General features: G+C 59.7%; 24 protein-coding genes. 9 read left to right on the plus strand and 15 right to left on the minus strand.

All coding sequences use genetic code 11. From position 1 onward, the window contains the following. Nucleotides 1-256 precede the first annotated feature (256 nt). The 8 genes from pnuC (at nucleotide 257) to nifJ (ending at nucleotide 9,935) form a co-directional block, all read left to right on the plus strand. A complete protein-coding gene (gene pnuC, locus I6L34_RS05060) occupies nucleotides 257-973 on the plus strand; it encodes a nicotinamide riboside transporter PnuC (protein WP_111900740.1) in 717 nt (238 codons plus the stop codon). A gap of 3 nt (nucleotides 974-976) precedes the next feature. Beyond that, on the plus strand, nucleotides 977-1,702 hold the full coding sequence (locus I6L34_RS05065) for a nucleoside phosphorylase (protein WP_139408063.1): 726 nt from the start codon (nucleotides 977-979) through the stop codon (nucleotides 1,700-1,702). Between the two features lie 105 nt (nucleotides 1,703-1,807). Continuing rightward, complete coding sequence (locus tag I6L34_RS05070) at nucleotides 1,808-2,479, plus strand: Crp/Fnr family transcriptional regulator (RefSeq protein WP_047437937.1); 672 nt, start codon at nucleotides 1,808-1,810, stop codon at nucleotides 2,477-2,479. Nucleotides 2,480-2,521: 42 nt separating this feature from the next. Continuing rightward, nucleotides 2,522-2,848, plus strand: a complete 327-nt coding sequence (gene yqfB / locus I6L34_RS05075) for a N(4)-acetylcytidine aminohydrolase (protein WP_216955998.1) — start codon at nucleotides 2,522-2,524, stop codon at nucleotides 2,846-2,848. A gap of 87 nt (nucleotides 2,849-2,935) precedes the next feature. After that, nucleotides 2,936-3,856, plus strand: a complete 921-nt coding sequence (locus tag I6L34_RS05080; protein ID WP_216956001.1) for an alpha/beta hydrolase — start codon at nucleotides 2,936-2,938, stop codon at nucleotides 3,854-3,856. A gap of 61 nt (nucleotides 3,857-3,917) precedes the next feature. Beyond that, entirely contained in the window at nucleotides 3,918-4,319 is a 402-nt protein-coding gene (locus I6L34_RS05085) for a DUF1622 domain-containing protein (RefSeq protein WP_047437940.1), read from the plus strand. Nucleotides 4,320-4,519: 200 nt separating this feature from the next. Further along, the gene (locus I6L34_RS05090; protein WP_216956003.1) at nucleotides 4,520-6,160 is read left to right on the plus strand and encodes an alpha-glucosidase; all 1,641 of its coding nucleotides are present in this window, start codon (nucleotides 4,520-4,522) and stop codon (nucleotides 6,158-6,160) included. 229 nt (nucleotides 6,161-6,389) lie between these two features. Next, on the plus strand, nucleotides 6,390-9,935 hold the full coding sequence (gene nifJ, locus I6L34_RS05095) for a pyruvate:ferredoxin (flavodoxin) oxidoreductase (RefSeq protein WP_216956005.1): 3,546 nt from the start codon (nucleotides 6,390-6,392) through the stop codon (nucleotides 9,933-9,935). Between the two features lie 111 nt (nucleotides 9,936-10,046). Here the strand turns inward: nifJ and I6L34_RS05100 are convergent, their stop codons facing one another. Next, a complete protein-coding gene (locus I6L34_RS05100) occupies nucleotides 10,047-11,411 on the minus strand; it encodes an MDR family MFS transporter (RefSeq protein WP_058055654.1) in 1,365 nt (454 codons plus the stop codon). Nucleotides 11,412-11,582: 171 nt separating this feature from the next. On the opposite strand from I6L34_RS05100, the gene I6L34_RS05105 reads away from it, so the two are divergent. Further along, nucleotides 11,583-12,179: an HAD family phosphatase gene (locus I6L34_RS05105; RefSeq protein WP_216956007.1), complete on the plus strand. Its 597-nt coding sequence runs from the start codon at nucleotides 11,583-11,585 to the stop codon at nucleotides 12,177-12,179. Between the two features lie 84 nt (nucleotides 12,180-12,263). On the opposite strand, the gene I6L34_RS05110 is transcribed toward I6L34_RS05105, so the two are convergent. The 14 genes from I6L34_RS05110 to aroK form a co-directional block, all read right to left on the minus strand. Further along, nucleotides 12,264-12,524, minus strand: a complete 261-nt coding sequence (locus I6L34_RS05110) for a hypothetical protein (RefSeq protein ID WP_216956009.1) — start codon at nucleotides 12,522-12,524, stop codon at nucleotides 12,264-12,266. Between the two features lie 234 nt (nucleotides 12,525-12,758). Next, a complete protein-coding gene (locus tag I6L34_RS05115; RefSeq protein WP_216956011.1) occupies nucleotides 12,759-13,556 on the minus strand; it encodes a DUF1338 domain-containing protein in 798 nt (265 codons plus the stop codon). Between the two features lie 59 nt (nucleotides 13,557-13,615). Then, complete coding sequence (gene astD, locus I6L34_RS05120; protein ID WP_058059213.1) at nucleotides 13,616-15,085, minus strand: succinylglutamate-semialdehyde dehydrogenase; 1,470 nt, start codon at nucleotides 15,083-15,085, stop codon at nucleotides 13,616-13,618. Nucleotides 15,086-15,157: 72 nt separating this feature from the next. Further along, nucleotides 15,158-16,177 (minus strand): arginine N-succinyltransferase, encoded by a 1,020-nt coding sequence (gene astA, locus I6L34_RS05125; protein WP_005334994.1) that lies wholly within the window; start codon nucleotides 16,175-16,177, stop codon nucleotides 15,158-15,160. A gap of 76 nt (nucleotides 16,178-16,253) precedes the next feature. Continuing rightward, nucleotides 16,254-17,471, minus strand: a complete 1,218-nt coding sequence (locus I6L34_RS05130; protein WP_058059214.1) for an aspartate aminotransferase family protein — start codon at nucleotides 17,469-17,471, stop codon at nucleotides 16,254-16,256. 276 nt (nucleotides 17,472-17,747) lie between these two features. Beyond that, a complete protein-coding gene (locus I6L34_RS05135) occupies nucleotides 17,748-18,329 on the minus strand; it encodes an aminodeoxychorismate synthase component II (RefSeq protein WP_106842798.1) in 582 nt (193 codons plus the stop codon). A 21-nt stretch (nucleotides 18,330-18,350) separates the two neighbouring features. Next, nucleotides 18,351-18,566, minus strand: coding sequence for a hypothetical protein (locus I6L34_RS05140; RefSeq protein ID WP_005334997.1), 216 nt, complete (start codon nucleotides 18,564-18,566; stop codon nucleotides 18,351-18,353). Between the two features lie 118 nt (nucleotides 18,567-18,684). Then, nucleotides 18,685-19,689 (minus strand): tryptophan--tRNA ligase, encoded by a 1,005-nt coding sequence (gene trpS / locus I6L34_RS05145; protein WP_005362251.1) that lies wholly within the window; start codon nucleotides 19,687-19,689, stop codon nucleotides 18,685-18,687. Between the two features lie 42 nt (nucleotides 19,690-19,731). Continuing rightward, nucleotides 19,732-20,400 carry a phosphoglycolate phosphatase gene (locus I6L34_RS05150; RefSeq protein ID WP_058059216.1) on the minus strand — a complete coding sequence of 223 codons (669 nt, stop codon included), beginning with the start codon at nucleotides 20,398-20,400 and terminating at the stop codon, nucleotides 19,732-19,734. Then, nucleotides 20,387-21,061, minus strand: a complete 675-nt coding sequence (rpe, locus tag I6L34_RS05155; RefSeq protein ID WP_005335006.1) for a ribulose-phosphate 3-epimerase — start codon at nucleotides 21,059-21,061, stop codon at nucleotides 20,387-20,389. The genes I6L34_RS05150 and rpe overlap by 14 nt, the downstream gene beginning before the upstream one ends. Nucleotides 21,062-21,250: 189 nt before the next feature. After that, entirely contained in the window at nucleotides 21,251-22,123 is an 873-nt protein-coding gene (locus I6L34_RS05160) for a Dam family site-specific DNA-(adenine-N6)-methyltransferase (RefSeq protein WP_005335008.1), read from the minus strand. A 70-nt stretch (nucleotides 22,124-22,193) separates the two neighbouring features. Further along, entirely contained in the window at nucleotides 22,194-23,774 is a 1,581-nt protein-coding gene (locus tag I6L34_RS05165) for an SPOR domain-containing protein (RefSeq protein WP_158109824.1), read from the minus strand. After that, nucleotides 23,764-24,846 carry a 3-dehydroquinate synthase gene (aroB, locus tag I6L34_RS05170; RefSeq protein WP_216956014.1) on the minus strand — a complete coding sequence of 361 codons (1,083 nt, stop codon included), beginning with the start codon at nucleotides 24,844-24,846 and terminating at the stop codon, nucleotides 23,764-23,766. The genes I6L34_RS05165 and aroB overlap by 11 nt, the downstream gene beginning before the upstream one ends. A gap of 14 nt (nucleotides 24,847-24,860) precedes the next feature. Then, the gene (aroK, locus tag I6L34_RS05175) at nucleotides 24,861-25,379 is read right to left on the minus strand and encodes a shikimate kinase AroK (RefSeq protein ID WP_005335014.1); all 519 of its coding nucleotides are present in this window, start codon (nucleotides 25,377-25,379) and stop codon (nucleotides 24,861-24,863) included. Nucleotides 25,380-25,465: the final 86 nt, after the last annotated feature.

Here is a 25,465-nt window from a genome sequence, read left to right on the forward strand (position 1 = left end):
TCCTTTTATCACGTGATTCTCCTCCCGGAGAGTGGACTCTATCAGACCACAGCCATGGCGCTATCATCTTGCTACATATCAATAAAGTCCGGCCAGCGGGGGCACCATAACCCATCACTGCTGGAATAACCGGGCACCAGCGGCGATTTCTTTGATATGGGCCAAGCCCGGGGTGGACAAAAGTCCTGCCCCTACTCCCCCTCACCCCTTAGAATGGCGCCCTCGCATACTAACCCTCATGTCCAAGGATCAGAAAATGAGCATATTCGAGCTGTTCAGCATCAATAACACGCTGGTGACCATACCGCTGGGTGGCGGCTATGCCATGTCATGGATTGAAGCCATCGGCACCCTGTTCGGGCTGGCCTGTATCTGGTTCGCCAGTCAGGAGAAGACCATCAACTACCTGTTTGGCCTGATCAACGTCAGCCTGTTTGCCATCATCTTCTTCCAGATCCAGCTCTACGGACTGTTGATGCTGCAGCTGTTCTTCTTCTGCGCCAACGTCTACGGCTGGTACGCCTGGACCCGCCCGGCCAACGATCAGGGGGATACCCTGCAGATCCGCTGGCTCAGCAAATCCAAGCTGATAATGACCGCCGCCGTGAGCGTGCTGGCCATCGCTCTGCTGACCCGCTATATCGACCCGGTCTTCGCCACCCTGGCACGCACCTCGGTCTCCCTGCTCAACCTGTTTGGTGCTAACCTTGCCATCCCCGAGCCATCTCCCGATGCCTTCCCGTTCTGGGATGCCAGCATGACGGTGCTCTCGGTCGTAGCCCAGATCCTGATGACCCGCAAATACGTGGAGAACTGGATCCTCTGGGTCGTCATCAACATCATCAGCATCGGTGTCTATGCCGCGCAGGGCGTTTACGCCATGTCGCTGGAGTATCTGATCCTGCTGTTTATCGCCGCCAACGGCACTCGCCTCTGGGTGATTGCCGCCAAGCGCCAGCCACAAGGTCTGTAAGCCATGAGTCTGTTACCCCATCTCCAGTGCCGCCCCGACCAGATTGCCGAGCGGGTGGTACTGTGCGGCGACCCGGCCCGGGTCGATCGCATCGCCAGCCAGCTCGAACAGTGTGAAGTGCTGGGGCAAAACCGGGAGTTTCGCCTCATCAACGGCCGCTATCAGGGGCTGCCCATCACGGTCTGCAGCACCGGCATCGGCGGCGCCTCAGCCATCATCGCGCTGGAGGAGCTGGTGCAAGCCGGTGCCCGCTCGCTTATTCGGGTCGGCTCCGCCGGTGCCCTGCAACACGACATCGGCCTTGGCGACCTTATCGTGGTGGAAGGGGCGGTACGCAATGAGGGGGCCTCGCAGGCCTATCTGCCCGCCGAGTACCCCGCCTGCGCCGATATCTGGCTGCAGGCCGCCTTGCTCAACCATGTAGCGACCGGCAGCCAGCCTCATTGGCACGGGCTAGTACGCTCCCACGACAGCTTCTATCGAGATGATGAGCAGGAGGTATGCCGCTACTGGCATGCCCGTGGCGTACTCGGTGCAGACATGGAAACTGCCTCCCTGCTGACGGTGGGGCGCCTGCGCAAGGTGCGGGTTGCCGCCGTGCTCTGCAACGTGGTGCTGTTCGAGCAGGATGTGCAACAAGGGGTGGCGGATTACGCCAGCGCCGAACAGGCGATGATGGCCGGTGAGCAGCAAGCCATCGCGGCCGCCCTCCACGCTCTGGTGCAATAAAGCGCAAACCGTTAACTGCGGCACATCCGCTACCGTGCGGGCTGGTATCCGGCCCGCACTCTTGCTAGCCTCATGACCCTCGTCATCCGGTGCGACAGGCAAGTCATGCAGCAACAGCCCTACCCCCTCGGCCGTTTTCACGCCGAACTCCAGCAGCTTGAACCCCGCTTTGCCGCGGCGCTCGACGCCTGCACCCTGTTTCTGCGCCGTTACCTACCGGGCGAATTGATCATGCGGCAGGGGGAGCAGAGCGAGCAGCTCTATCTGGTCGAACATGGCCGGGTCTCCCTCAACAGCACGGTACACTCTGGCCGCCGCTTCCAGCTTGGCGAAATTGAGTGCCACAGCCAAATCTTCGGCGAGATGGAGTTCTTCAGCGCAACCCCGGTACAGTGGAACGTGGTGGCCGAGACCGAGCTGGATGCCCGAGTCATCTGCGCCAACAAACTAGCCCAGCGCCTGCTGGCAGAACCTGAGTTGACCCTCTTTTTCGCTGCGGCGCTTGCCAGCGACTATCTCGACACCCTGGAGATCACCACCAGCCGGCTGCTCCACCCCATCGCCTACAACATCGCCTATGAGCTATGGCGTGAGCGCCAGCGCACTCCGATGCTGGGATCGCGCAAGCGGGCCCATGAGGCGGCGCGCTTCGGCACCACCGAGCGGGTTTACCGCCGTGCCCTCAAGGAGCTGGTCGAACAGGGCATAATTGCCGACAGCAGTGACGGCCCCGTTATCGCCGATCTGGCCAGGCTCCGCGCCTATCTCGATCTTTGATTTCCATCCACCTCATTTCGATTCACCCTGTCAGGAGTCACCATGTCTGCCCATCCCTATCCCGAATTCACCTTCTTCAGCCGCTTCGTTGCCGATATTCAGGCGGGCCGCAAGACCATCACCATCCGCGACGAGAGCGAAGCCAACTGGCAACCCGGCCAGCGGCTGGCCCTCTTTACCAACCCGGAGCTCCAGCCCTTTGGCACCATAGAGGTGCTCTCGGTCAAGGCGGTCGCCTTCGATGAACTGAATGACGAGCACGCCCGCCAGGAGAACATGACCCTGCCCGAGCTTAAAGATGTGATCCGCGAGATCTACCCCGATCTGCCGCCGCTCTATGTGATTGAATTCCAGCTGATTGAAGCCTGATTTTGTGAGCTGCCTCAGCTAACGCCGGTTGCGCTCTCTGGCTAAAAGCGCAAAATAACTGTTTTTATATACAGTCATTGGTGCGTTATGGATACACTACTTGAACCGGCCATTGCGGCCATGGTGGCAGAGTTCATTGCAGCAGGCCGCCCCAAGGCGAGCAGCCTGAGCTGGCAGGAGCGGCGTGAAGGTTATCTTGCTTCAGCCATATTGGGTGGTGAACGGGAGGAAGTCGGCGCTGTCGAAGAGTGGCAAAATGGCCATTATTCCGTTCGCCTCTATCAACCAGCACCAACCTCAAGCGCAAGCCGTCCGGCCCTGATCTACTTTCATGGCGGCTGTTTTGTCAGCGGCGAGTTCGACACTCACGACCGCCAGATGCGGATGCTGTGCAATCGCGCCGAAGCACTGGTGTTCGCGGTGCATACCCGCCTTGCACCCGAACACACCTATCCTGCAGCACACGACGATGCACTGGCTGCTACGCTCGCCATCATGGCCGATGTGGAGAAATGGCATGGGGATCCGGCGCGGGTTGTCCTTGCGGGCGACAGTGCCGGCGGCCACCTAGCCCTCATCACCACCTTGCGACTCAAGGAGCGAGGCGCCCCCTTGCCTGCTGCCCAACTGCTCATCTATCCGATGCTCGATGCTGCTGGCGACAGTGACAGCTATCGGCAGCTAGGGGATGACTACCTCATCACCCGCGACATGCTGTTAAGCGGTTTTCACGCCTATCTGGGGGAGCAGCCCGCCACTCACCCCGAAGCCAGCCCTCTCCACCATCCGGACCTGTCAGGATTACCGCCGACCCATATCGTAACGGCGGAATATGATCCGCTGCGCGATGAGGGGGAAGCCTTCTATCGCAAACTGCTGCAAGCCGGTGTCACGGCTACCTGTCAGCGGCAACTGGGCGTTATACACGGCTTCTTCCAACTGGCCGGAGTCAGCCCCGCGGCGCGTCAGCTCATTGAACAGCTCTCACTGCTTATCAGGAGACTCTGATTTGGCCTTTGCCGAGCGATGTGTTAATAGTGTCCTCTTTTGAATCATGGAGGTGACCCGAGTGTTTGAGATAGCAAGCCTGAAAGAGGGGATGATGCACGGGGTCGAGCTGTTCCAGCTGCTGCTGGAGATCATCTCCATCGCCTGCGTGGTGATAGGGCTAGGCAAGACCCTCTGGCTGGCGGCAAGAGTGCGGGATCACCAGCCCGGCTTTCCGCGCATTCGTCTCTGCTTTGGCAGCTGGCTCATTCTGGCTCTGGAGTTCCAGCTCGCCGCTGACATCCTGGCCACCACGGTCGCACCGAGCAAGGAGGAGCTGATCCGCCTCGCCATCATCGCGGTGATCCGCACCTTCCTGAACTACTTCCTCGGCAAGGAGCTGGAAGCACAAGCGGAACGCCAACAAGAGAAGGCAGAGCGCCAGCAGGAGCAGCGCAGCGAGCAGGCCAAGGCTGCTCAATAACCCGTATTCTTGCAGAGTATCAGTGCTAAGTGCCGTGTCATCCCGACCACAGCCGTGGCCCGGGATGGCGCCTTTGTGACCCTTCCCGCACTTTTGGCAATCAGCCAACTATGGAACCCTTTTCAAGGTTTCCCCTGCCCTGTCGAGTACCCGTTCATCTGCGTAAGATAGAAAATCTTCTCCCCCAACCGGCCACGCTGATGAATACGCACTCCCTTCACACGCCCGATATCGACCTCGATAGCTGCGTCATCTACCAGATCTACCCCATGAGCTTTCAGGACAGCGATGGCGACGGCATGGGCGACATCAACGGCATCCGTCAGCGCCTCGGTTATCTGGCCACCCTCGGGGTCGATATGCTTTGGCTCACCCCCATCTATCGCTCCCCCAAACGGGACAACGGTTACGACGTGGCGGACTACCGAGCCATCGACCCCGCCTTTGGCACCTTGGCCGAGATGGAGCTGCTGATAGCCGAAGCGGCCGCTCACGGCATCGGCATCATGATGGATATCGTTGCCAACCACACCTCCACCGAGCACGAGTGGTTTATGAAGGCACTGGCCGGGGATCCCCGTTATCAGGGTTATTACGTATTCCGGGATCAAGCCTTTGTCGATGCTCACCCCATTACCTCGATTTTTGGCGGCAGCGGCTGGCAGTATGTGCCAGAGCTTGATCGCTACTACCTGCACAACTTCGACGCGAATCAGGCCGATCTGGACTGGGACAACCCGGCGGTGCGAGCCGAGATGGCGGCGGTGATCAACTTCTGGCTGGGCAAAGGGATCAAGGGATTTCGCTTCGATGTGATCGATATGGTGAGCAAGGAGTGGGACCGGCTTGCCATGAGCAACGGCCCGCGCCTGCACGACTATATCCGCGAGCTCAATGCCGCGAGCTTCGGCGGCAAGGGGATCATCACTGTGGGGGAGACCTGGGGGGCAGACCTTGCCCATATGCTGAACTATTCGAACCACGATGGCAGCGAGTTCAGCATGGTGTTCAACTTCGAGCATCTGGGGCTCGGCAGTGACAAGTGGTCATCCCGCATCGATCCCCTCGCCTTCAAGCGAGCCATGGCCCGCCACCAGCAAGGGCTACACGGTCAGGGCTGGAACAGCCTGTTTCTCGGCAACCACGACCTGCCTCGCGCCGTCTCCCGCTTTGGCGATGACAGGCCAAAGTGGCGTGAAACCAGCGCCAGGCTGTGGGCCATGGTGCTGCACATGATGCAGGGCACTCCCTTCATCTATCAGGGGGAGGAGCTCGCCATGACCAACCGTCACTGGCAGCCGGACGAGCTACGCGATGTGGAGGCAATCAACTACCGCGCCAGCCAGTCAGGGCTGGATCCTGCCGAGCTGAGTCGGCGGCTCGATGCCATCGGCCGCGACAACGCCCGTACCCCGATGCAGTGGGACGCAGACCCCCACGCCGGTTTCAGCACGGCCACACCCTGGATCGCTCTCAATGCAAACCACGTCGAGATAAATGCTGACGAACAGCTGACCCGTCCCGACTCGCCGTTTCACTGCTATCGCCAGCTTATCGCCCTGCGCAAGGCTCACCCTGTCGTTCGCCACGGCAATTTCGATCTGCTGGATGGGGATGACCCCGAGCGCATCAGCTATCGCCGCCACTGGCAGGATCCGGCCAGCGGAGAGCGGCACACCCTGCTGCTACTCGCCAATCTCACGGCCAATCCCTTGCCGATGCCCCACTTCGACAAGGTGGCAGACGAGATGCGGTTGCTGCTGGCCAATTACCCAGGTGAACCACTGCCGCTCTTCGCCCCTTATCAGTGCGCCATCTGGCTGCAAGTGGATCAGGATTAACCCCGTGCTGACGGGCCAAAGCAATGGCCCGTCAATCGCCACCCCACCGGCTACCAGCAGAAAATCACGCCCCCACGCGACGGGATTAAATTAACCACTATTACTGACTTATTAATTGATTATTTATCTCGTTTGATACGCTCTCATTGCCCCTCTTACTATGCCAGCGACCTATCCATTGCCGATGCAACTATCGGCCTTCAAACTGGCATAGCAAAGTGGAAAACAGATGATCACCACAGACGGGAATAACGCAGTCGCCTCGGTGGCGTACCGCACCAGCGAAGTCATCGCCATCTACCCCATCACCCCCAGCTCGGCCATGGCTGAGCAGTCGTCGGCCTGGTCGAGCGAGCGGGGCAAGAACCTGTGGGGGGATGTGCCCCGGGTTGTCGAGATGCAATCGGAAGGGGGCGCCATTGCCGCCGTCCACGGCGCCCTGCAGACCGGCGCGCTGGCGACCTCGTTTACCTCGTCGCAGGGGTTGCTGCTGATGATCCCCAACCTCTACAAGCTGGCGGGTCAGCTCATTCCCTTCGTGCTGCATGTGGCGGCGCGCACCGTGGCGACCCATGCGCTATCGATCTTTGGCGATCACTCGGACGTGATGGCGGTGCGCCAGACCGGCTGCGCCATGCTCTGTGCCAGCAATGTGCAGGAGGCGCAGGACTTTGCCCTGATCTCCCAGATAGCGAGCCTCAACAGCCGCCTCCCCTTTATCCACTTCTTCGACGGCTTTCGTACCTCTCACGAGATCGCCAAGATAGCGCCGCTCGCTGACGACACCCTGCGCGCCCTGCTGCCCGCCGATGCCATCCGTGCTCATCGTGACCGGGCGCTTACCCCCGACAAACCGGTCATTCGCGGCACCGCCGCCAACCCGGACACCTACTTCCAGTGTCGGGAGGCGAGCAACCCTTGGTATGACGCTGCCTATGGCCATGTGAGCGAGGCGATGCAGGCTTTTGGCGAGCAGACCGGCCGCCACTACCAGCCGTTTGAATATGTCGGCCACCCGCAGGCGGAGCGGATAGTGGTGCTGATGGGCTCGGCCATCGGCACCAGTGAAGAGGTGATCGAGCGCCTGCTGGCCCAAGGAGAGAAGGTAGGTCTGGTGAAGGTGCGGCTGTTCCGTCCCTTCTCGGCCGGACACCTGTTGGCCGCGATTCCCGAGAGTGCCCGCTCCATCGCCGTACTGGATCGCACCAAGGAGCCGGGCGCACAGGCCGAGCCCCTCTATCTCGACGTGATGACGGCGCTGGCCGAAGCGGTCAGCCGGGGCGAGCGGGCAAGCCTGCCGCGGGTTATCGGCGGCCGCTACGGCCTCTCCTCCAAAGAGTTCGGCCCCGCCTGCGCGCTGGCGGTGTTTGCCGAACTGGCGCAAGAGAACCCGCGCCCGCGCTTTACCGTCGGCATCTTCGATGACATCACAGGTCTCTCGCTACCGCTGCCCGCGCTGAATTCGCAAAGCCCGATCCACGGCCAGCAGCACAAGCTGGAGGCGCTCTTCTACGGCCTTGGCAGCGACGGCACCGTCTCGGCGGCCAAGAACAGCATCAAGATCCTCGGCAACCACACCGACCTCTATCCGCAGGGCTATTTCGTCTACGACTCCAAGAAGGCGGGCGGCCTCACCGTCTCTCACCTGCGGGTGGGCGAGCGGCCGCTGCAATCGGCCTATCTGGTGGAAGAGGCAGACTTTATCGGCTGCCATCAGTGGCAGTTTGTCGACAAGTACCGGATGGCGGAACGCTTGAAAGCGGGCGGCATCTTCCTGCTCAACACCCCCTACAGCGAAGCGGAGATCTGGCAACGCCTACCCAGCGAGGTACAGCACGCCCTGCGCGAGAAAGAGGCGCGCTTCTACATCATCAACGCCGCCAAAATTGCCCGCGACTGCCAGCTCGGCAACCGCATCAATACCGTGATGCAGATGGCCTTCTTCCAGCTCAGCGCCATCATTCCCCCCACAGAGGCGACCAGCCTGCTGAAGCAGGCCATCGCCGCCAGCTATGGCAGCAAGGGGCAGACTCTGGTCGAGCGCAACTGGATGGCACTGGAGGCAACCTGCGCCGCTCTGACCCGGGTGCCGCTGGGTGAGCTGGATCCCGCCAGTCGCCCGCGCCCACCGGTGGTTTCAGCCAAGGCCCCCGATTTTGTCCAGACCGTCACCGCCGCCATGCTGGCGGGACTGGGTGACAGCCTGCCGGTCTCCGCCTTCCCGCCGGATGGCACCTGGCCGGTCGGTACCACCCGCTGGGAGAAGCGCAATATCGCCAAGGAGATCCCTATCTGGGAGGCGGAGCTCTGTACCCAGTGCAACTACTGCGTCGCCGCCTGTCCCCACTCGGCCATTCGCGCCAAGGTGGTAGAACCGGATGCGCTGGTCGCAGCTCCCGCCACTCTCGATGCGCTGGATGTGAAATCCCGCGACATGCGCGGCCAGCAGTACGTGCTGCAGGTGGCGCCAGAGGATTGCACCGGCTGCAACCTCTGCGTCGAGGTGTGCCCGGCCAAGGATCGCAGCAACCCGGATCACAAGGCGATCAATATGGCTTCACGGCTCGATCACCTCGACGAGCAGAAGGCCAACTACGACTTCTTCCTCGACCTGCCAGAGCGCAGCGCCGAGCAGCTGGAACGCATCGACATCCGCACCTCCCAGCTCATCTCGCCGCTGTTTGAATACTCGGGCGCCTGCTCCGGCTGTGGCGAGACTCCCTATATCAAGTTGCTGACCCAGCTCTATGGCGATCGGCTGCTGATTGCCAACGCCACCGGCTGCTCGTCCATTTATGGCGGCAACCTGCCTACCACCCCCTACACCACCAACGCCGACGGGCGCGGGCCGGCCTGGGCCAACTCGCTGTTTGAAGACAACGCCGAGTTCGGACTGGGCTTCCGTCTTACCGTCGATCAACACAGGGAGCGGGTTCGCCGTCTGCTGGCGAGCCTGGGCGACACCATACCGGCAGCGCTACGCGAGGTGCTCGGCGATGCCACCCTGCCGGTTTCCGAGCAGCGGGCCCATATCCAGCAGTTGCGGGAGCTGCTGCAAGAGAGCAAGACTCCGGAGGCCCTTGAGCTGGCTCGCGATGCGGACTATCTGGTGGAAAAATCGGTCTGGCTCATCGGCGGCGATGGCTGGGCCTACGACATCGGCTTTGGCGGACTCGACCATGTGCTGAGTCTGGGGGAGAACATCAATGTGCTGGTGCTCGACACCCAGTGCTACTCCAACACCGGCGGCCAGCAGTCCAAGGCCACCCCGCTCGGTGCCATCACCAAGTTTGGCGAGCAGGGCAAACGCAAGGCACGCAAGGATCTCGGCGCCAGCGTGATGATGTATGGCCACGTCTATGTGGCGCAGATCTCCCTCGGCGCCCAGATGAACCAGACGGTAAAAGCGATTCAGGAGGCGGAAGCCTATCCGGGGCCCTCGCTCATCATCGCCTACAGCCCCTGCGAGGAGCATGGCTACGACATGGCCGAGAGCCACGAACAGATGAAGCAGCTGACCGCAACCGGCTTCTGGCCTCTCTACCGCTTCGACCCGCGCCGCGCTGACGAAGGTAAATTGCCGCTGGCGCTCGACTCGCGGGCCCCCAATGCCTCGCTGGCCGAGACCTTGCGCCATGAGCCCCGCTTCCAGCGGCTGGAGCGCCAGCTGCCGGAGGTGGCCAGCCAGCTCTATGAAGAGGCTGAGCAGGAGGCCAATCGCCGCTTCGCCTGGCTGAGCCAGCTGGCAGGCAAGGAGAGTCCGGCACAGGAGTAACTCGCGCATGGCTTGATGGCAGCAGCCACTCTATTCGCCAAATAACAATCAGGGCTCCCCGCGGGGAGCCCTGATGCTATCTATGGTGAGCCAATCTCGGCGCTGGCCAAATCAGGCACTGATGGAGGCCAGCTCATGGCGTTTAAGAGCGAGCAGTGTGATGAGCAGCGCCAGTGTGGCGATCAGTGCCATGCCAATATAGGTCGCGCTGAAGCCCGGGGCCAGCAGATCGGGGGCGAGCCGGCTCAGATCGCCACCGCTGCCAGTTGGCAGGCGCAAGTGAAACAGCATGGAGCAGATAGCCACGCCGACGGCACCGCCAAGCTCCCGCCCGAAGTTGAACAGCGACATGCCGATGCCGCGATCTTCCCGTGGCAGGGCATTCTGTACCACCACCGAGAGGGCGGGCAGCACCAGACCGAGACCAATACCGGCAAACCCGAGCGCCAGCTTGACCCAGGCATCGAAGTGGATCTGCCAGAGAGCCACTGCCGCGAGGCCAAAGCCCACCGCGACAAAGCTCTTGTAGTGACCGGTACGGCCAATCAGCTTGCCGCCGACAAAGGCGCCGGCTGTGATGCAGATCATGAAGATGACCATGCTCATCCCGCTCTCGCTGGCGCTCATCCCCTTCTGCCACTGCATCTGCAACGGCAGATAGACCAGCACGGCAAACATCAGCAATTGGGAGAGCATCACCAGCAGCACGCTCACCAGATAACCGGGCAGCCGTGCCAGATGGGCAGGCAGAATGGGGTCGTGGGCACGCCGCTCAATCAGAATCAGCAACAGCAATGCAACGCCCAGCGCCGCCGAAAGCCAGACGGCGGGCAGCGCCGCCTCCGGCGAGAGCAGCAACAGGGTGAGCGTGGTGACGGTAATCAGCAGACCCGCTCCCTTCCAGTCGAAGCGACTGTGGCGGCGCACGTTGAGCTGCTTGAGGTTGCGGTTGATGAGAAAGACCGCCAGTGCCCCGAGCGGCAGATTGATCCAGAAGATCCAGCGCCAGCTGAGCTGCTCGGTGAAGTAGCCGCCGAGCAAGGGGCCGGCGATGCTGGAGACCGCATAGACCGCCGAAATGTAGCCCTGATACTTGCCCACCTCCCGCGGCGGAATGGTGTCGGCAATCACGGTAAACGCGAGGGCAATCAGGCCGCCGCCCCCCAGCCCTTGCAGCACACGCGCTGCCAGCAGGGTCTGCAGATCCTGGGAGAGGGCGCAGGCCACCGAGCCCGCCAGAAACAGGCCGATGCCGATATTGAGCATCCGCACCCGGCCAAAGAGATCGCTCAGCTTGCCGTAGAGAGGCAGCACGGCGGTGGCCGCCAGCAGGTAGGCGGTGACCACCCAGGTGAGGGCGCCACCGGCATGCAGCTCGGCGCCAATCATGGGCAGCGGGGTGGTGACTATGCTTTTTTCCAGTGATCCCAGTGCGATCACCAGCGCCACACTCGAGAAGATGGTTTTCGGGGACATAAGAGGACTCGCTAATCTGATATGCCAAAGGATCCGGCATTGAGCGAATTATTGTCTCACAAATCAGCAAGAGATAGAAAAAGCCACGGCCGGCCATCCTCAACCATGAGGCCGATCCCACAATCCAGGTCCCCAATCTGCTAGCCTGCCCTATTTAGCCAAGGAGTCCCCATGAGCGAGCAGTACCGGTTTGATCACTACGATGCCCTGATTTTCGATATGGATGGCACTCTGGTTGATTCCATGCCCCTCCATCTCGATGCCTGGGAGCTCACCTGCGCCGAATTCGGCATCCCCTTCAAGCGGGAGCAGCTCTACCAGTACGGCGGCATTCCGACTCGCAAGATCATCGCCATGCTGGCCGAGCAACAGGGGCTGACGGTGGATGTCGAGGCTTTTACCCGCCGCAAGATTGCCCTCTATATGGCACATATCGACAAAGTCAGCGTCTTTCCCAAGATGTGGGAGCTGGTCAGGCACTATCACGGCAAGGTCAAGATGGGGATTGGTACCGGTTCACCGCGCAATCAGGCGGAGGCCATCCTGAAGAGTACCGGCCTCGATGCCTATATCTCTGTGGTGGTCAGTGCCGATGATGTCACCAACCACAAACCGCACCCCGACACCTTCTTGCGGGTGGCCGAGCTGCTCGGCGCTAATCCGGCCAACTGTCTGGTGTTTGAAGATACCCGGATCGGGCTTGAGGCTGGCAAGGCGGCAGGGATGGATACCGTGCTGGTTATCGAAGGTGACCTGCACCAGCGGTAAAGTACTCAGGGCAAGCAGGCAAACCGATAAAATGGTGTCATGACAGTGGCACCATTTTTTATTCACGTGAGCATAGCGGCAGCGTCAGTGCCCGGACAGAGTTGCGATCACCGCCGGAATAGCGGCAACCGTCAGACAAAGGGCGTTGGCCTGCGCCTCATCCTGTAGTGCCTGATGAGTGCGAAGCAGCTCAAGGGCTTCGGCCGGGGTATCTGCAAAGGTGGGGACGGCGATGGCGGCAAATCCCTGTTCGACCAGTTGACGACGCTCATCGCTATAGCTGGGTGCATTGGCATCTAGATAGGTAAGCGCCTGACCCTGCTTGAAAAAGTGATAGTTAGGCATCGATTGGCCCCGTAAAAATAAAGCGCCATTCTACTCCTTTTTGCTCCGCCGCCCGCGTCAATCTGTGTCGTCTCAAGTGATCTAGTTCACATTTTTATCAACAAATTTTCACCTGTTAGGCGCCGTCCAAATCCCCTCTTCACGCGGCGTCAGACAACACCCGATACCGTCACTCTGCGCCAAACAAAACGCCTCCACAAAGGAGGCGTTGCGACTGAAACAGGGTGGCTCCCGTTACATGGCATTCGTCGATTCAAAGATCTTGTCGGCCGAGGCCTCGACGAAGCCCGGATAGAGCACGCCATCGGCCTGCGGATAGCGCAGGGCAAACTCGTAGAAGCAGCTCGGGATGGTACGTACCCCATCGCTGAACGGCACCTCGGCTTTGTCAGCCATGGTGGAGGATTGCTCCAGCATCACCTGCGGATCCCCTTTCACCTCGCCACCCACGCTGTTGAGCACAAAACCCGCCGCCTTGAGCGCAGCATTGACCTGATGGATGGTGTCGAAATCCTTCAACTTGTTGATATTGACCGTGAAGTGGTTGGCACGATAGCCCCATGCTGCCATCCATGCCGCGTACTCGCTCTCCGCCAGCAGAGTCTGATAATCGGCATAGGAGACCTGCCAGGGGGCGCCGGTGTAGAGAAATGCCGGGGTATCGGTCAGATGATCGGGCACCTGATCCGCCAGCTTGTGGATGATGGCCTGGGCAGCTGGAGAGAGCTCTTCGACCTTCAGCTCGCTGATAAACACCTTGGGAGCGTCCGGATCTGTATGCTCGAAGTGCTTGGCGTAGAGCTTCTTGGCCTTGAAGACATACTCGCCCTTCTGCTCGTAACCGAGCGCCAGAAAGTGGGCTGCCAGCTTCTCCAGCCCCAGCTTGGGCAGGTTGTAGGTACGAAACGCCACGTGATCGTTGACGATGGGCTCGCCGCCACCCAGCAGGGTGTGCACATTGAGGGCGCTCGGGGTCACCTTGATGTAGTTGTCCCACAGATGGCTGAACAGGGTGTCGATATCCTTTTGCATCTCTCTTTCCTTTGATTGCGGGTACAGATGGGGGCACCGCTGGATGCCCCGTGTCGTTATCAGAAGTGCAGGCCGGGCGACAGTTGATCCGGCATGGCGGCTTTGCTGTCTTCGACGGAGGCAACCGGATACGCACAGTAATCAGCCGCGTAGTAGGCGCTTGCTCTGTGGTTGCCGGAAGCGCCGATGCCACCAAACGGCGCGGCACTGGAGGCGCCGGTGATGGGTTTGTTCCAGTTGACGATGCCGGCGCGGATCCGCTTGAAGAAGTGGTGCCAGTCCGCCTCCTTGTCCCCCAGCAGACCGGCCGAGAGACCGTAGCGGGTGGCGTTGCCCTGATCGATGGCAGCATCGAAATCATCGTAACGAATGAGTTGCAGCAGCGGGCCGAAGTACTCTTCGTCCGGTAGCGCCTTGACTGCCGTCACGTCGATAATGCCCGGGGAGACGAAGCCGGTACCCGCCTCCAGGTGCTTGAGGGTAAGCAGGCTCTCGCCACCGAGGCGCTGCAGGTTGGCTTGCGCCTCGACCATGCCAATCGCAGCCTTCTCGCTAATCATCGAACCCATGAAAGGCTGCTCGGCGGCGTCATAGAGGCCGACCTTGATCTGGCTGACCACCTCGATCAGTCGATTGACCAGCGCATCGCCCCGCTCGCCACGCTCGACAAACAGGCGGCGCGAGCAAGTACAGCGCTGACCGGAAGTGATGAACGCCGACTGGACGATGGCATGGACGGCGCCGTCGATGTCGCTCACGTCTTTCACGATTAGCGGGTTGTTGCCGCCCATCTCCAGCGCCAAAATTTTGCCCGGCTGACCGGCAAACTGCTGATGGAGGAAATGACCGGTGCGGGATGAACCAGTGAAGAAGAGGCCGTCAATGTCGGGATTGCCAGCCAGCGCCTTGCCAGTCTCTACCTCCCCTTGCACCAGATTGAGCACCCCCTTGGGCAATCCTGCCTCCTGCCATACCTTGACCATGGCCTCGGCCACCATGGGGGTCAGCTCGGAGGGTTTGAACACCACAGCATTACCCGCAATCAGCGCCGGGACTATATGGCCGTTGGGCAGATGGCCCGGGAAGTTGTAGGGGCCGAACACCGCCACCACACCGTGGGGCTTGTGACGGACAAACGCCTTGGCGCCCGGCATGGCATTTTCAACGGTGCCGGTACGCTCGTCGTGCGCACGGATGGAGATGGCAATCTTGCCCTGCATGGCGGCCACTTCGGTGCGGGTCTCCCACAGCGGTTTGCCGGTTTCGCGGGCGATTGTCAGGGCCAGCGCCTCTTTCTGCTCGCCGAGCAGGTCGGCATAACGGCGCACTATGGCCAGACGATCCTCAAGGCTCATATCCGCCCAGTGGTAGAAGGCGGCACGGGCGGCCTTGACGGCGGCATCGACCTGCGCCGCACTGGCGGCAGCCCCCTGCCAGATCACCTCGTTCTTGGCCGGATCCCGTGACTCGAACGGCTTGCCTTCACCGGCAAGCCACTGACCGTCGATAAATTGCACTAACTGGCTCATCCATTCACTCCCTGTCGCTGGCAGGCAGCCTCGGCTGCCTGTCTGATAATCGGTTTGCTTGTCCTGTTTGCCTCAGTCGAGGTCAACCACCCGCACCATGTCGCCATCCTGCACCTTGAGTGCCGCCGCCATCTTGGGCGGGATAATGGCTTCGTGCTTGTCGAGATCGACCCGGATATTGCCGTAGCAGGCGCGGTAATGCTCGAAACGGCTGTTGCAGATAAGGTGGGTCTTGCCACCGATGGGCTCGCCCACCAGCACCCGCAGCTTCTTGCTGCGGCGCACACTGCGGATATTCTTCACGTCACACTCGACGGTGGGGCCCGCATCGAAGATATCGACGTAGCCACGGTTCACGAAGCCCTCGTCCTGCAGCATCTTGATGGCTGGACGGGTCTTCTCGTGGGTCTGACCGATAACGGCCCGCGCCTCCTTGCTCAGCAAATTGACGTAGATCGGGTACTTGGGCATCAACTCGGCGATAAAGCGCTTCTTGCCGATGCCGGTCAGATAGTCGACGGTGGGAAAATCCATCGAGAAGAAATGGGTTTGCAGCCACTCGTAGAAGGGGCTGTGACCGTTGGCATCGGAGACGCCGCGCATCTCGGCGAAGACGGTCTCGTCAAACAGCTCGGGGTGCTCGGCCATAAACAGGAAGCGGTGCTTGGAGAGCAGGCGGCCATTGAGCCCCTCGCGGGCACATTCGCGCAAGAACAGGGTGCAGAGCTCGGAGTTGCCGGTGTAGTCGTTAGAGAGGGTCAGGGTTTCAACGACGTTGTAGATGCCGAGCTTGGGAGAAGAGTGCACCACCTTGCCGATGTGGTAGTTGTAAAACGGCTGGGAGAGGCCAACCGCAGCATCGATGGCACAGGTGCCGACCATCTCGCCGGTCTCCAGATCCTCGGCCACGAAGAAGTAGAGGCAGTCCCCCTTGCCGGCGGGCTTGTCGGAAAAAGTCTGGGTAGAGGCGTCAATCTTGCGCTGCAGCAGCTCATCGTTGACGGGCAACGAGGTCATGCCGGTGCCGGACTCGATGGCGCAGGTCTTGAGCCCGGCAAAATCTTTTTGCTCGATGGGACGGATAACCAACATAAATGACAACTCCCTTTCATTGACGACAGGTGGGGTCCCGGCTCCTGCCGGGAGAGCTCCCCACCTCAATTTGGAATCAGGCGTTAACCACCTGGGCAACCGCCTTCTCGAAGCGGGCCAACCCTTCCTTGATGTCCGCTTCCGGGATCACCAGTGAAGGGGCAAAACGAACCACGTTGGTACCAGCCACCAGTGCCATCAGCCCCTGATCTATGGAGGCCAGCAGGAAGTCACGGGAATGCCCCTTGTAGGCATCGCTCAGGGCAGCGCCCAGCAGCAGCCCCTTGCCGCGGATCTCGCTAAAGCAGTGGTATTTGGCGTTGATCGCCTCAAGCCCCTCGCGGAACAGCTGTTCGCGTTGCTTGATGCCAGCCAGCACCTCCGGGGTATTGATCACGTCGATCACCGCCTCGGCGACCGCACAGGCCAGCGGGTTGCCGCCGTAGGTAGAGCCGTGAGTGCCCACTTTCAGGTAAGAGGCGATTTCGTTGGTAGTCAGCATGGCGCCAATAGGGAAACCGCCACCCAGCGCCTTGGCGCTGGTGAGGATGTCCGGCGTGACGCCAAGCCCCATGTAGGCGTAGAGCTCGCCGGTACGACCGACACCGGACTGTACTTCGTCATAGATGAGCAGGGCATTGTGTTTGTCGCACAGCTCGCGCACCCCTTTGGCAAACTCGTCGGTAGGACGAATGATGCCCCCCTCCCCTTGCAGCGGCTCCATCACCACGGCGCAGGTGTTGTCGGAGATCACCTCGGCCAGCGCCGCCAGATCGTTGTAGGGAACATGGGTAATGTCACCGGGCTTGGGACCGAAGCCATCTGAGTAGGCAGCCTGGCCACCGACGCTGACGGTAAAGAAGGTACGACCGTGGAAGCCCTGATTGAAGGCGATGATCTGGGTCTTCTGCTCGCCAAACTTCTCGATGGCGTAGCGGCGAGCCAGCTTGAGAGCGGCTTCGTTCGCTTCGGCGCCGGAGTTGCAGAAGTAGACCTTGTCGGCGAAGGTGGCGGCAACCAGCTTCTTGGCCAGACGCAGGGCCGGCTCGTTGGTCATGACGTTGGAGAGGTGCCACAGCTTCTCGCCCTGGGTTTTCAGGGCCTCGACCAGCTTGGGATGACAGTGACCCAAACCGTTGACGGCGATGCCACCGGCGAAGTCGACATACTCGCGCCCTTCCTGATCCCAGACACGTGACCCTTCACCACGCACCGGGATGATCTTGGCGGGCGCATAGTTGGGAACCATCACTTCATCAAACACTTCACGTGTCACTGCCAACAACTCTGACATATAGCTCTCCTTCGATTCGGCGACAGAATAATCCACCGCCCAAAAGTTAAATCCGTGTAAACGTGACGGGATTATCACAGAAATAAAGTAAAAAGTCTGTAACAAGACAGCCTATAAGGAACAATGTTCGATTGCTCTTGAGATTTTAGGCAACCGCATTGCATAACGACTCAGGGGGGCTTGGCAAGAGATAATTTGGGCAGGAGAGGGGGTGAATAAAGTGTCAGGGAAATTTTTTTTGCCTTCTCTCGAACTTGAGAAGGCGATCACAACTTTTTATGAACGCGCCAGAAAGTTGGCCAGCAACTGATGGCCCTGTTCACTCAAAATACTCTCCGGATGGAACTGAACACCCTCGACAGGGAGCGTCTTGTGGCGCAGCCCCATGATCTCGTCAAACGAGCCATCGGCATGCTCGCTCCAGGCGGTGATGTCGAAGCAGTCAGGCAGCGTGTCGCGCTCCACCACCAAGGAGTGGTAACGGGTCACCCTCAGCGGGTTGTTGAGCCCCTTGAACACCCCCTCATTGCAATGGCGGATGAGCGAGGTTTTGCCGTGCATTACCTGACGGGCACGTATTACGCGGGCGCCGAAGGCCTGCGCCAGCGACTGATGACCGAGACAGACGCCGAGAATGGGCAGCTTGCCAGCAAAGTGGCTGATGGCATCGAGAGAGATCCCCGCCTCATTGGGCGTACAGGGACCGGGAGAGATCACCAGAAAACGGGGGGAGAGTTGCGTGATGGCATCAAGCGTCAGTTCATCATTGCGCTTGACCACAACCTCTTGTCCCAGGGCACCGAAATATTGCACCAGGTTCCAGGTAAAAGAGTCGTAGTTATCGATCAACAACAGCATGAGATAACCAACAGCGGAGAATTAACGATCGAGATAACGACCCTGTTCCATTTCCCGTTCACGCTGACACTCGGCCAGATAGATGGCGGCAGCAACGGCAGGGGTTTTATGGTGCTTGTCGATGGCATTGGAGACCATCAACTGCAGGGTATTGAGGTTTTTCGCCTTGCGAAATTTACGTAGCCAGTGACCTTTGTCACTCAGCTCTTCAGCAGAAATAGTTGGTTGAACAGGCATGCTTTCTCTTGGGGATATTACCCAGGTTGAAATAAAGAAATTAAACAAAATAGCTAGGCAGAAAATAAAGAAAGCCAGGCAAATACCCAGCTCTCTTCTACTACACCTTCCCAGTATGTCAGGCTCGAGGAACGAAGCCGACTACATCATATACGCTGGTCAGGGTTTTTTCAGCTCTTTCGCGCGCCTTTTGTGCGCCTTCAGCCAGAATCGCGATCAGATGGGCCTCATCCTGACGCAACTCGTGGAAACGAGCCTGGATCGGTTCCAGCAGCGCCACCACGGCTTCGGCGGTTTCGGTCTTGAGGTGACCGTACATCTTGCCTTCGAAGTGCTGCTCCAGCTCGGGGATGGAGCGGCCGGTCACACCGGACATCAGGGTCAGCAGGTTGGAGACACCCGGTTTGTTTTCCGGGTCGAAACGCACCACAGCCGGCTCGTCGGAGTCGGTCACCGCACGCTTGATCTTCTTGACGATCTGCTTGGGATCTTCCAGCAGGCCGATGAAGTTGGCCTCGTTGTCATCCGACTTGGACATCTTCTTGGTCGGATCCTGCAGACTCATCACCCGCGCCCCTTCGGTCGGAATGAAGGGCTCCGGCATGGTAAACACCTCACCATAGAGGTTGTTGAAACGGGTGCAGATGTCGCGGGTCAGCTCCAAATGCTGCTTCTGGTCGTTGCCGACCGGCACCTGATTGGCCTGATAGAGGAGGATGTCGGCCGCCATCAGCACCGGATAACCGAACAGGCCGACGTTGACGTTGTTCTCGAAACGGGCGGACTTGTCCTTGAACTGGGTCATGCGCGACAGCTCACCCATCTGGGTGTAGCAGTTGAGGATCCAGCCCAGCTCAGCGTGCTGCGGCACGTGAGACTGGATGAAGACGGTGCTCTTCTTGGGATCGATACCGACCGCCAGATAGAGGGCGGCTGCGTCCAGACAAGCCTTGCGCAGGGCAGCCGGGTCTTGGCGAGTGGTGATGGCGTGCAGGTCGACAATGCAGTAGAGGCAGTCGAACTCATCCTGCATGTTGACCCACTGACGCAGGGCCCCCATGTAGTTGCCGATGGTCAGTTGACCGGAGGGTTGCGCCCCGCTCAATACGATTGGTTTAGTCATGAGAGTGTTAATCCTTGTTATTCAGCCAGCCCAGCTGCGCTATTAGACCAAAAGTGCATCGAGCTGGGCAAACTGCTCGAATACCCAGTCTGGATGGGAGTCGGCGATGGGACGGCCATAGTTGTAGCCGTATGTAAGCCCCACCACCTTCATGCCAGCCGCCTTGGCCGCCAGCACGTCATTTTCGGAGTCGCCCACCATCAGGGTGCGAGCCGGGCTCACCCCCAACTCCTGGCAGGCGTGCAGCAAGGGCTCCGGGCTCGGCTTCTTGACCGGCACGCAGTTGCCACCAAGCCAGAGTTCGAAACAATCGCTGATGCCGAGGGCATCGAGGATAGGGGCCACGAAATCGCTCGGCTTGTTGGTGACGATCGCCTGCTTGTAGCCCAGGCTTTGCAAGCGACGCAGACTCTGGGCCACCCCGTCATACATCGCCAGCCCTTGCAGCAGGCAAGCGTTGTAGTGCTGGAAAAAGATCGGTCTGGCCTTGGCAAACAGCTCGGGATCGGCCTCGCGATAGGCGAGCGCCCGCTGGATCAGCTTGTCGGCCCCGTTGCCAACCCAGGTACGGATCACCGCTTCATCAGCTTGCTCCAGACCCAGATCGGTCAGCGTCAGATTGACCGCCAGCGCCAGCTGGGCGGCGCTGTCAATCAGGGTGCCGTCCAGATCGAACAGAACCAAATCAAAAGCGCGCTCAGCGTGTGACATGAGCCAGCTCCGCACGCATCTTATCGATCACCGCCTTGTAGTCAGGCTGGCTGAAAATGGCCGAGCCGGCGACAAACATGTCGGCGCCCGCTTCGGCGATCTCGCGAATGTTATCGACCTTCACCCCGCCATCGATCTCGAGGCGGATATCGCGGCCGCTCTCGTCGATCAGACGACGCACCTGACGCAGCTTGTCGAGGGTGCCGGGGATGAAGCTCTGGCCACCGAAGCCCGGGTTGACCGACATCAGCAGGATCACGTCCAGCTTGTCCATCACATACTCGAGGCAGGAGAGCGAGGTAGCCGGATTCAGCACCAGACCCGCCTGGCAGCCCATCTCCTTGATGAGGCCCAAAGAGCGATCAACGTGATCGGACGCTTCCGGATGGAAGGTGATGAGGGAAGCACCGGCCTTGGCAAAATCGGGAATGATGCGATCCACCGGCTTGACCATCAGGTGCACGTCGATGGGGGCCTCGATACCGTAGTCACGCAGCGCCTGACAGACCATGGGGCCAATGGTCAGGTTGGGGACATAGTGGTTGTCCATCACGTCGAAGTGAACCACGTCGGCACCAGCAGCCAGTACCTTGGCTACATCGTCACCCAGACGGGCAAAATCGGCAGAGAGGATCGAGGGGGCAATCAGAAAGTCTTTCATCAGCATCATCCATTGGCAGCCAGGGAGAAAAAGCGGCGCAATTTTAACGTAAAAGGCGGGCGAAAACGACTCGAATGCGGGGTAAATGGGACAATCGCCTCCCCTCCCCCAGCCACCCGGGTTTTGCGGCATCGGCACGGGCCTAGGCGCGCCAATAAAAAACGGCGCCCCTGGGCGCCGCATGGTCTGTTACGTCAGCGGCAGCAGTTCACTGTCGCTGGGATAGTAGCCCTGCTCAGGTTCGATGCCGGGCGGATAGAGCGCCAGCAATTCGGCCACCTTGTTGCGGGTGCCGCCGTTGCGGCTGATGGTGCGCTTGACCAGGATCTCGTCGAGGCGGGCACCGCGATAAAGCTCACGAGTCAGCTCGATATCATGGTTGCTGATCAGCACCGGCACCCCTTTGTGAGCGGCTGTGTGACGGGCCAGTCGCGCCAGGATCGCCTGATCATCCAGGGTAAACCCGCCGGAGGCATAGGTGGTGAAGCTCGCCGTAGTGGAGAGCGGCGCATAGGGTGGATCACAATAGATAACCCAATCCTCTTCGGCACGCTTGATGGCGTCGGCGTAGCTCTCGCAGATAAAGGTCGCCTTCTGCGCCTTTTCGGCAAAGGCCCACAGCTCTTTTTCCGGGAAATAGGGCTTCTTGTAGGAACCGAACGGCACGTTGAAGCCGCCCTTCTTGTTGTAGCGGCACAGTCCGTTGAAACCGTGACGGTTGAGAAACAGGAACAAGAGTGCCCGCTCGAAGGTGGTCTCGGTCTGATTGAACTGGGTACGCAGCCGATAATAGGCCGCCTTGTGGTTGTGCTCTGCCACAAACAGCTTGCGCGCCTCGGCAATGAAACTGTCCGGCGTCAGCTTGAGGTGGTTGTACAGGCAGATCAGATCCGGATTGATGTCGTTGAGCACATACGCGTCGTAGTCGGTGTTGAGAAACACAGACCCGGCCCCGACGAAGGGCTCCAGCAACACACGCCCGGCCGGCAGGCGCTCGGCAATCTCTTCAACCAGGGAGTATTTTCCCCCGGCCCATTTTAAAAAAGCGCGTGTTTTTTTCATGGAAATCCGGTGTGTAAGAAGGCAAGACCCAAAAAGGGGGACGATTCTACCCCCTTATCCGGTATCAAGGCTATTGCTTCAGCTCTTTTTGTACCTGTGCAAACGACTTGGGCCAGGGCTGGCCTTTCAGCAAGGCTGGCGGAAGCTTGCGAATGGCACTCTTGGCCTGGGTCAGACCGGCATAATCTCCTTGCAGCACCACATACCAGGGACTGCCACGGAATTTGGTCTGATAGACCCATACCTTGCCCGCCAGACCATGCTCGGCGACAAATTGATCCACCGCCTTGGTGTTGCTCGCCCCCATCAGCTGAACGCTGTAGTGGTTGCGCGGCTTCTTGTTCAAGGTGGCGACCGGTGTCAGGGCCACTTTGGGTGCTGGCGCGGCAACCGGCTCGTTGCTGGCTGTTTTGGTGGTAGCAGCAGGCGTTGCGGTTGTCGCCGGATTCAGTACTTTGGAGGTACTGGCTGGCACCGTGGTTGCGATTGCACCACTGGGGGCTGTGCCACTCGGGTTCTTGCCGGTCAGCTCGTCCACCACGTCAGTAGGCAGAGCGCCGCTCACCTTGGGTTCGGTCATCAGCTTTTGCACGACCTCGTCAGAGATCACCACCCGACGCCCTTCGTAATTGGTTGATTCGGTGGTCACGGTTTCGCTCTCCACCGATTTGGGCAGCACTTTCGCCTCCGGCTGCCAATCTTTCACTACCCCGTTGGGATTGTTGGCTGCATCGCGGTTTTGCGCGCCTTGTGCAGCGGCATCGGTATTCGAACCGCCTGCGGTGAGGGGATCGCCTCCCGCTACCGGGATCGGCAATGCCGTGTTCTGCGCCGGATCCTGCAGTGCCGGTTTACTTTCATTGTCAAACAGCGCAGGCAGCAGGTAGCTCAAAGCCAGCAGGCCGCCAGCGACCAGCGCGATAGCGGTGGCAATCTTCTTGACAGGCAACTCCGCCTGACGCTTCTTGGGCCTTCTGTCGGTCATGATATCCTCCAGTAACTGCATGATGGTGGACGGATGTCCGTTCGCCGTTTTCAGGATCTCCTCCACTTGCGGCTTGGGCAAGAGGGTCGCCGGGATCTTGAGCTCTTTGGCTTTTTCATACAAGAAGATGCGCTGCTCGGGCGGGCTCAGTGGCGGCACTTCCAGCTCAAGGGCTGGCATGGCACGCCCTTTGAGCTGCGGTCGTTGGGTACGACACCAGACGTCACTGCCCGAGACGATAATGGCCAGCTGATGGGGCGCCGCCAGGGTATCGTTATGACGGATGATCGCCCACAACTCTCCCAGCAATTCGGCTGGCAACTGATCGGCCCGCTCTATCAACAGCAGCAGGGTGGCAGGCTTGCTCCCCTCCAGCATGCGAAAGAAGCTCTCCGCCAATGCATCCTGTGGATTGAACAGAGGGCGCGCCACCACCTGTGGCAGCAACAGCTGGCGTACATCCACCATCTTCATGGCAGGCGTACCAATCAGGCTTACCACCCGCACTTTATCCGGCAACACGCCGAGCAGGGATTCGCACAGGGTACCGCGACCACAACCGGGTTTACCGGAGAGAAAAATGAAAGGGTGATTGAATTCAATCAGATGCAGCAGCCGATCAACCAGCTGCCGCTGGGAAGGAAGTTTTAGCAGTTTATTCGTCACGACCAGACTCGATCACCGCCAGCAACTCGACATCGGACACATCCCCCACCACCTGCGCATGGCCGATGCCAACCGGCAACACCAGACGCAGCTTGCCTTCCAGCACCTTCTTGTCACGGCGCATATGGCGAATAAAGGCGGCGAAATCCATCTCGGCAGGCGCATGAATAGGCAAATTAGCGGCCAGCAGCAAAGCGCGCACTCGCGCAACGTCCGCTTCGCACATATCGCCACGGGCCTGCGCAGTCCAGGCAGCCAGCATGGTGCCGGCGGATACTGCTTCACCGTGCAGCCAGTTACCATACCCCTGCTCAGCCTCGATGGCATGACCAAAGGTGTGACCCAGATTGAGCAGCGCACGGACGCCGTGCTCGGTCTCATCCTGACCGACCACATCGGCTTTGATCTCGCAGCAGCGTTTGATGGCGTAGGCCAGCGCGGCAGGTTCCAGCTGTTGCAGACGCACCATGTTCTGCTCCAGCCAGCTGAAGAAATCAGCATCCCAAATGATGCCGTACTTGATCACCTCGGCCATCCCTGCGGCAAATTCGCGGGCGGGCAAGGTACTCAGACATTCGGTATCGATAACAACTTGTTTGGGCTGATAAAAAGCCCCAATCATGTTCTTGCCGAGGGGGTGGTTGACAGCGGTTTTACCGCCAACAGAGGAGTCAACCTGGGAGAGCAGAGTGGTCGGGATCTGGATAAAAGGAATGCCACGTTGATAGCTTGCTGCCGCAAAGCCCACCACATCCCCGATCACGCCGCCCCCCAGAGCGATCAGTGTCGTATCGCGCCCATGGTTGGTTTCAAGCAGAGCAGACATGATCTGCTCAAAGGTCGCCAGGTTCTTGTACGCCTCGCCGTCGGGCAGGATCAGGTGTTCAACCTGAAAACCCGACAGCAGAGCGGTTACCTGTTCAAGATAAAGCGGAGCAACGACCGTGTTGGTCACTATCATCACCCGCTTGCCCTTGATGGTCGATACCAGCGCCTCGGGGCGCTGCAACAACCCTGCAGCTATCTCGATGGGATAGCTGCGTTCACCCAGTTCGACCTTCAACCGTTCCATGGACGTCCTCTAGATTACATACCGATCAACTTTACAATTTGATTGGCAACGATTTTTGCGCTCTGGTCATCGGTGTGCACAACAAAGTCGGCAACCTCTTCATACAGGGCATTGCGCTCTTGTGCCAGACGTTCCAACACTTCGCGTGCCGGTTCTTCGGTCTGTAGCAGAGGGCGGCGTTTGTCTCGCTGTGTGCGCGCCAGCTGCTTTTCAATAGTGGTTTCGAGGTAGACCACGATGCCACGAGCAGACAACTTGTTGCGGGTTTCGCGACTCTTGATGGCACCGCCACCCGTCGCCAGCACGATACCCTGCTGCTCTGACAATTCGCCGATCACCTTCTCTTCGCGAATCCGGAAACCTTCTTCGCCTTCAACATCGAACACCCAGCCGATATCAGCACCACTGCGGCGCTCAATCTCATGATCTGAGTCGAAAAACTCCATATGCAGTTGTTCTGCCAGATGTCTACCTATGGTGCTCTTGCCCGCACCCATGGGACCTATCAGGAAAATATTGCGTTTCTCAGCCATGTCTTTTCGTTAGTAATTACAAACTGTACGACCCCGATGAATACTGGATCGGGGTACCTATGAACCTTATCTTGCGATGGATCAGG

The organism is Aeromonas sp. FDAARGOS 1404 (assembly GCF_019047085.1).
Taxonomy (GTDB): Bacteria; Pseudomonadota; Gammaproteobacteria; order Enterobacterales; family Aeromonadaceae; genus Aeromonas; species Aeromonas veronii.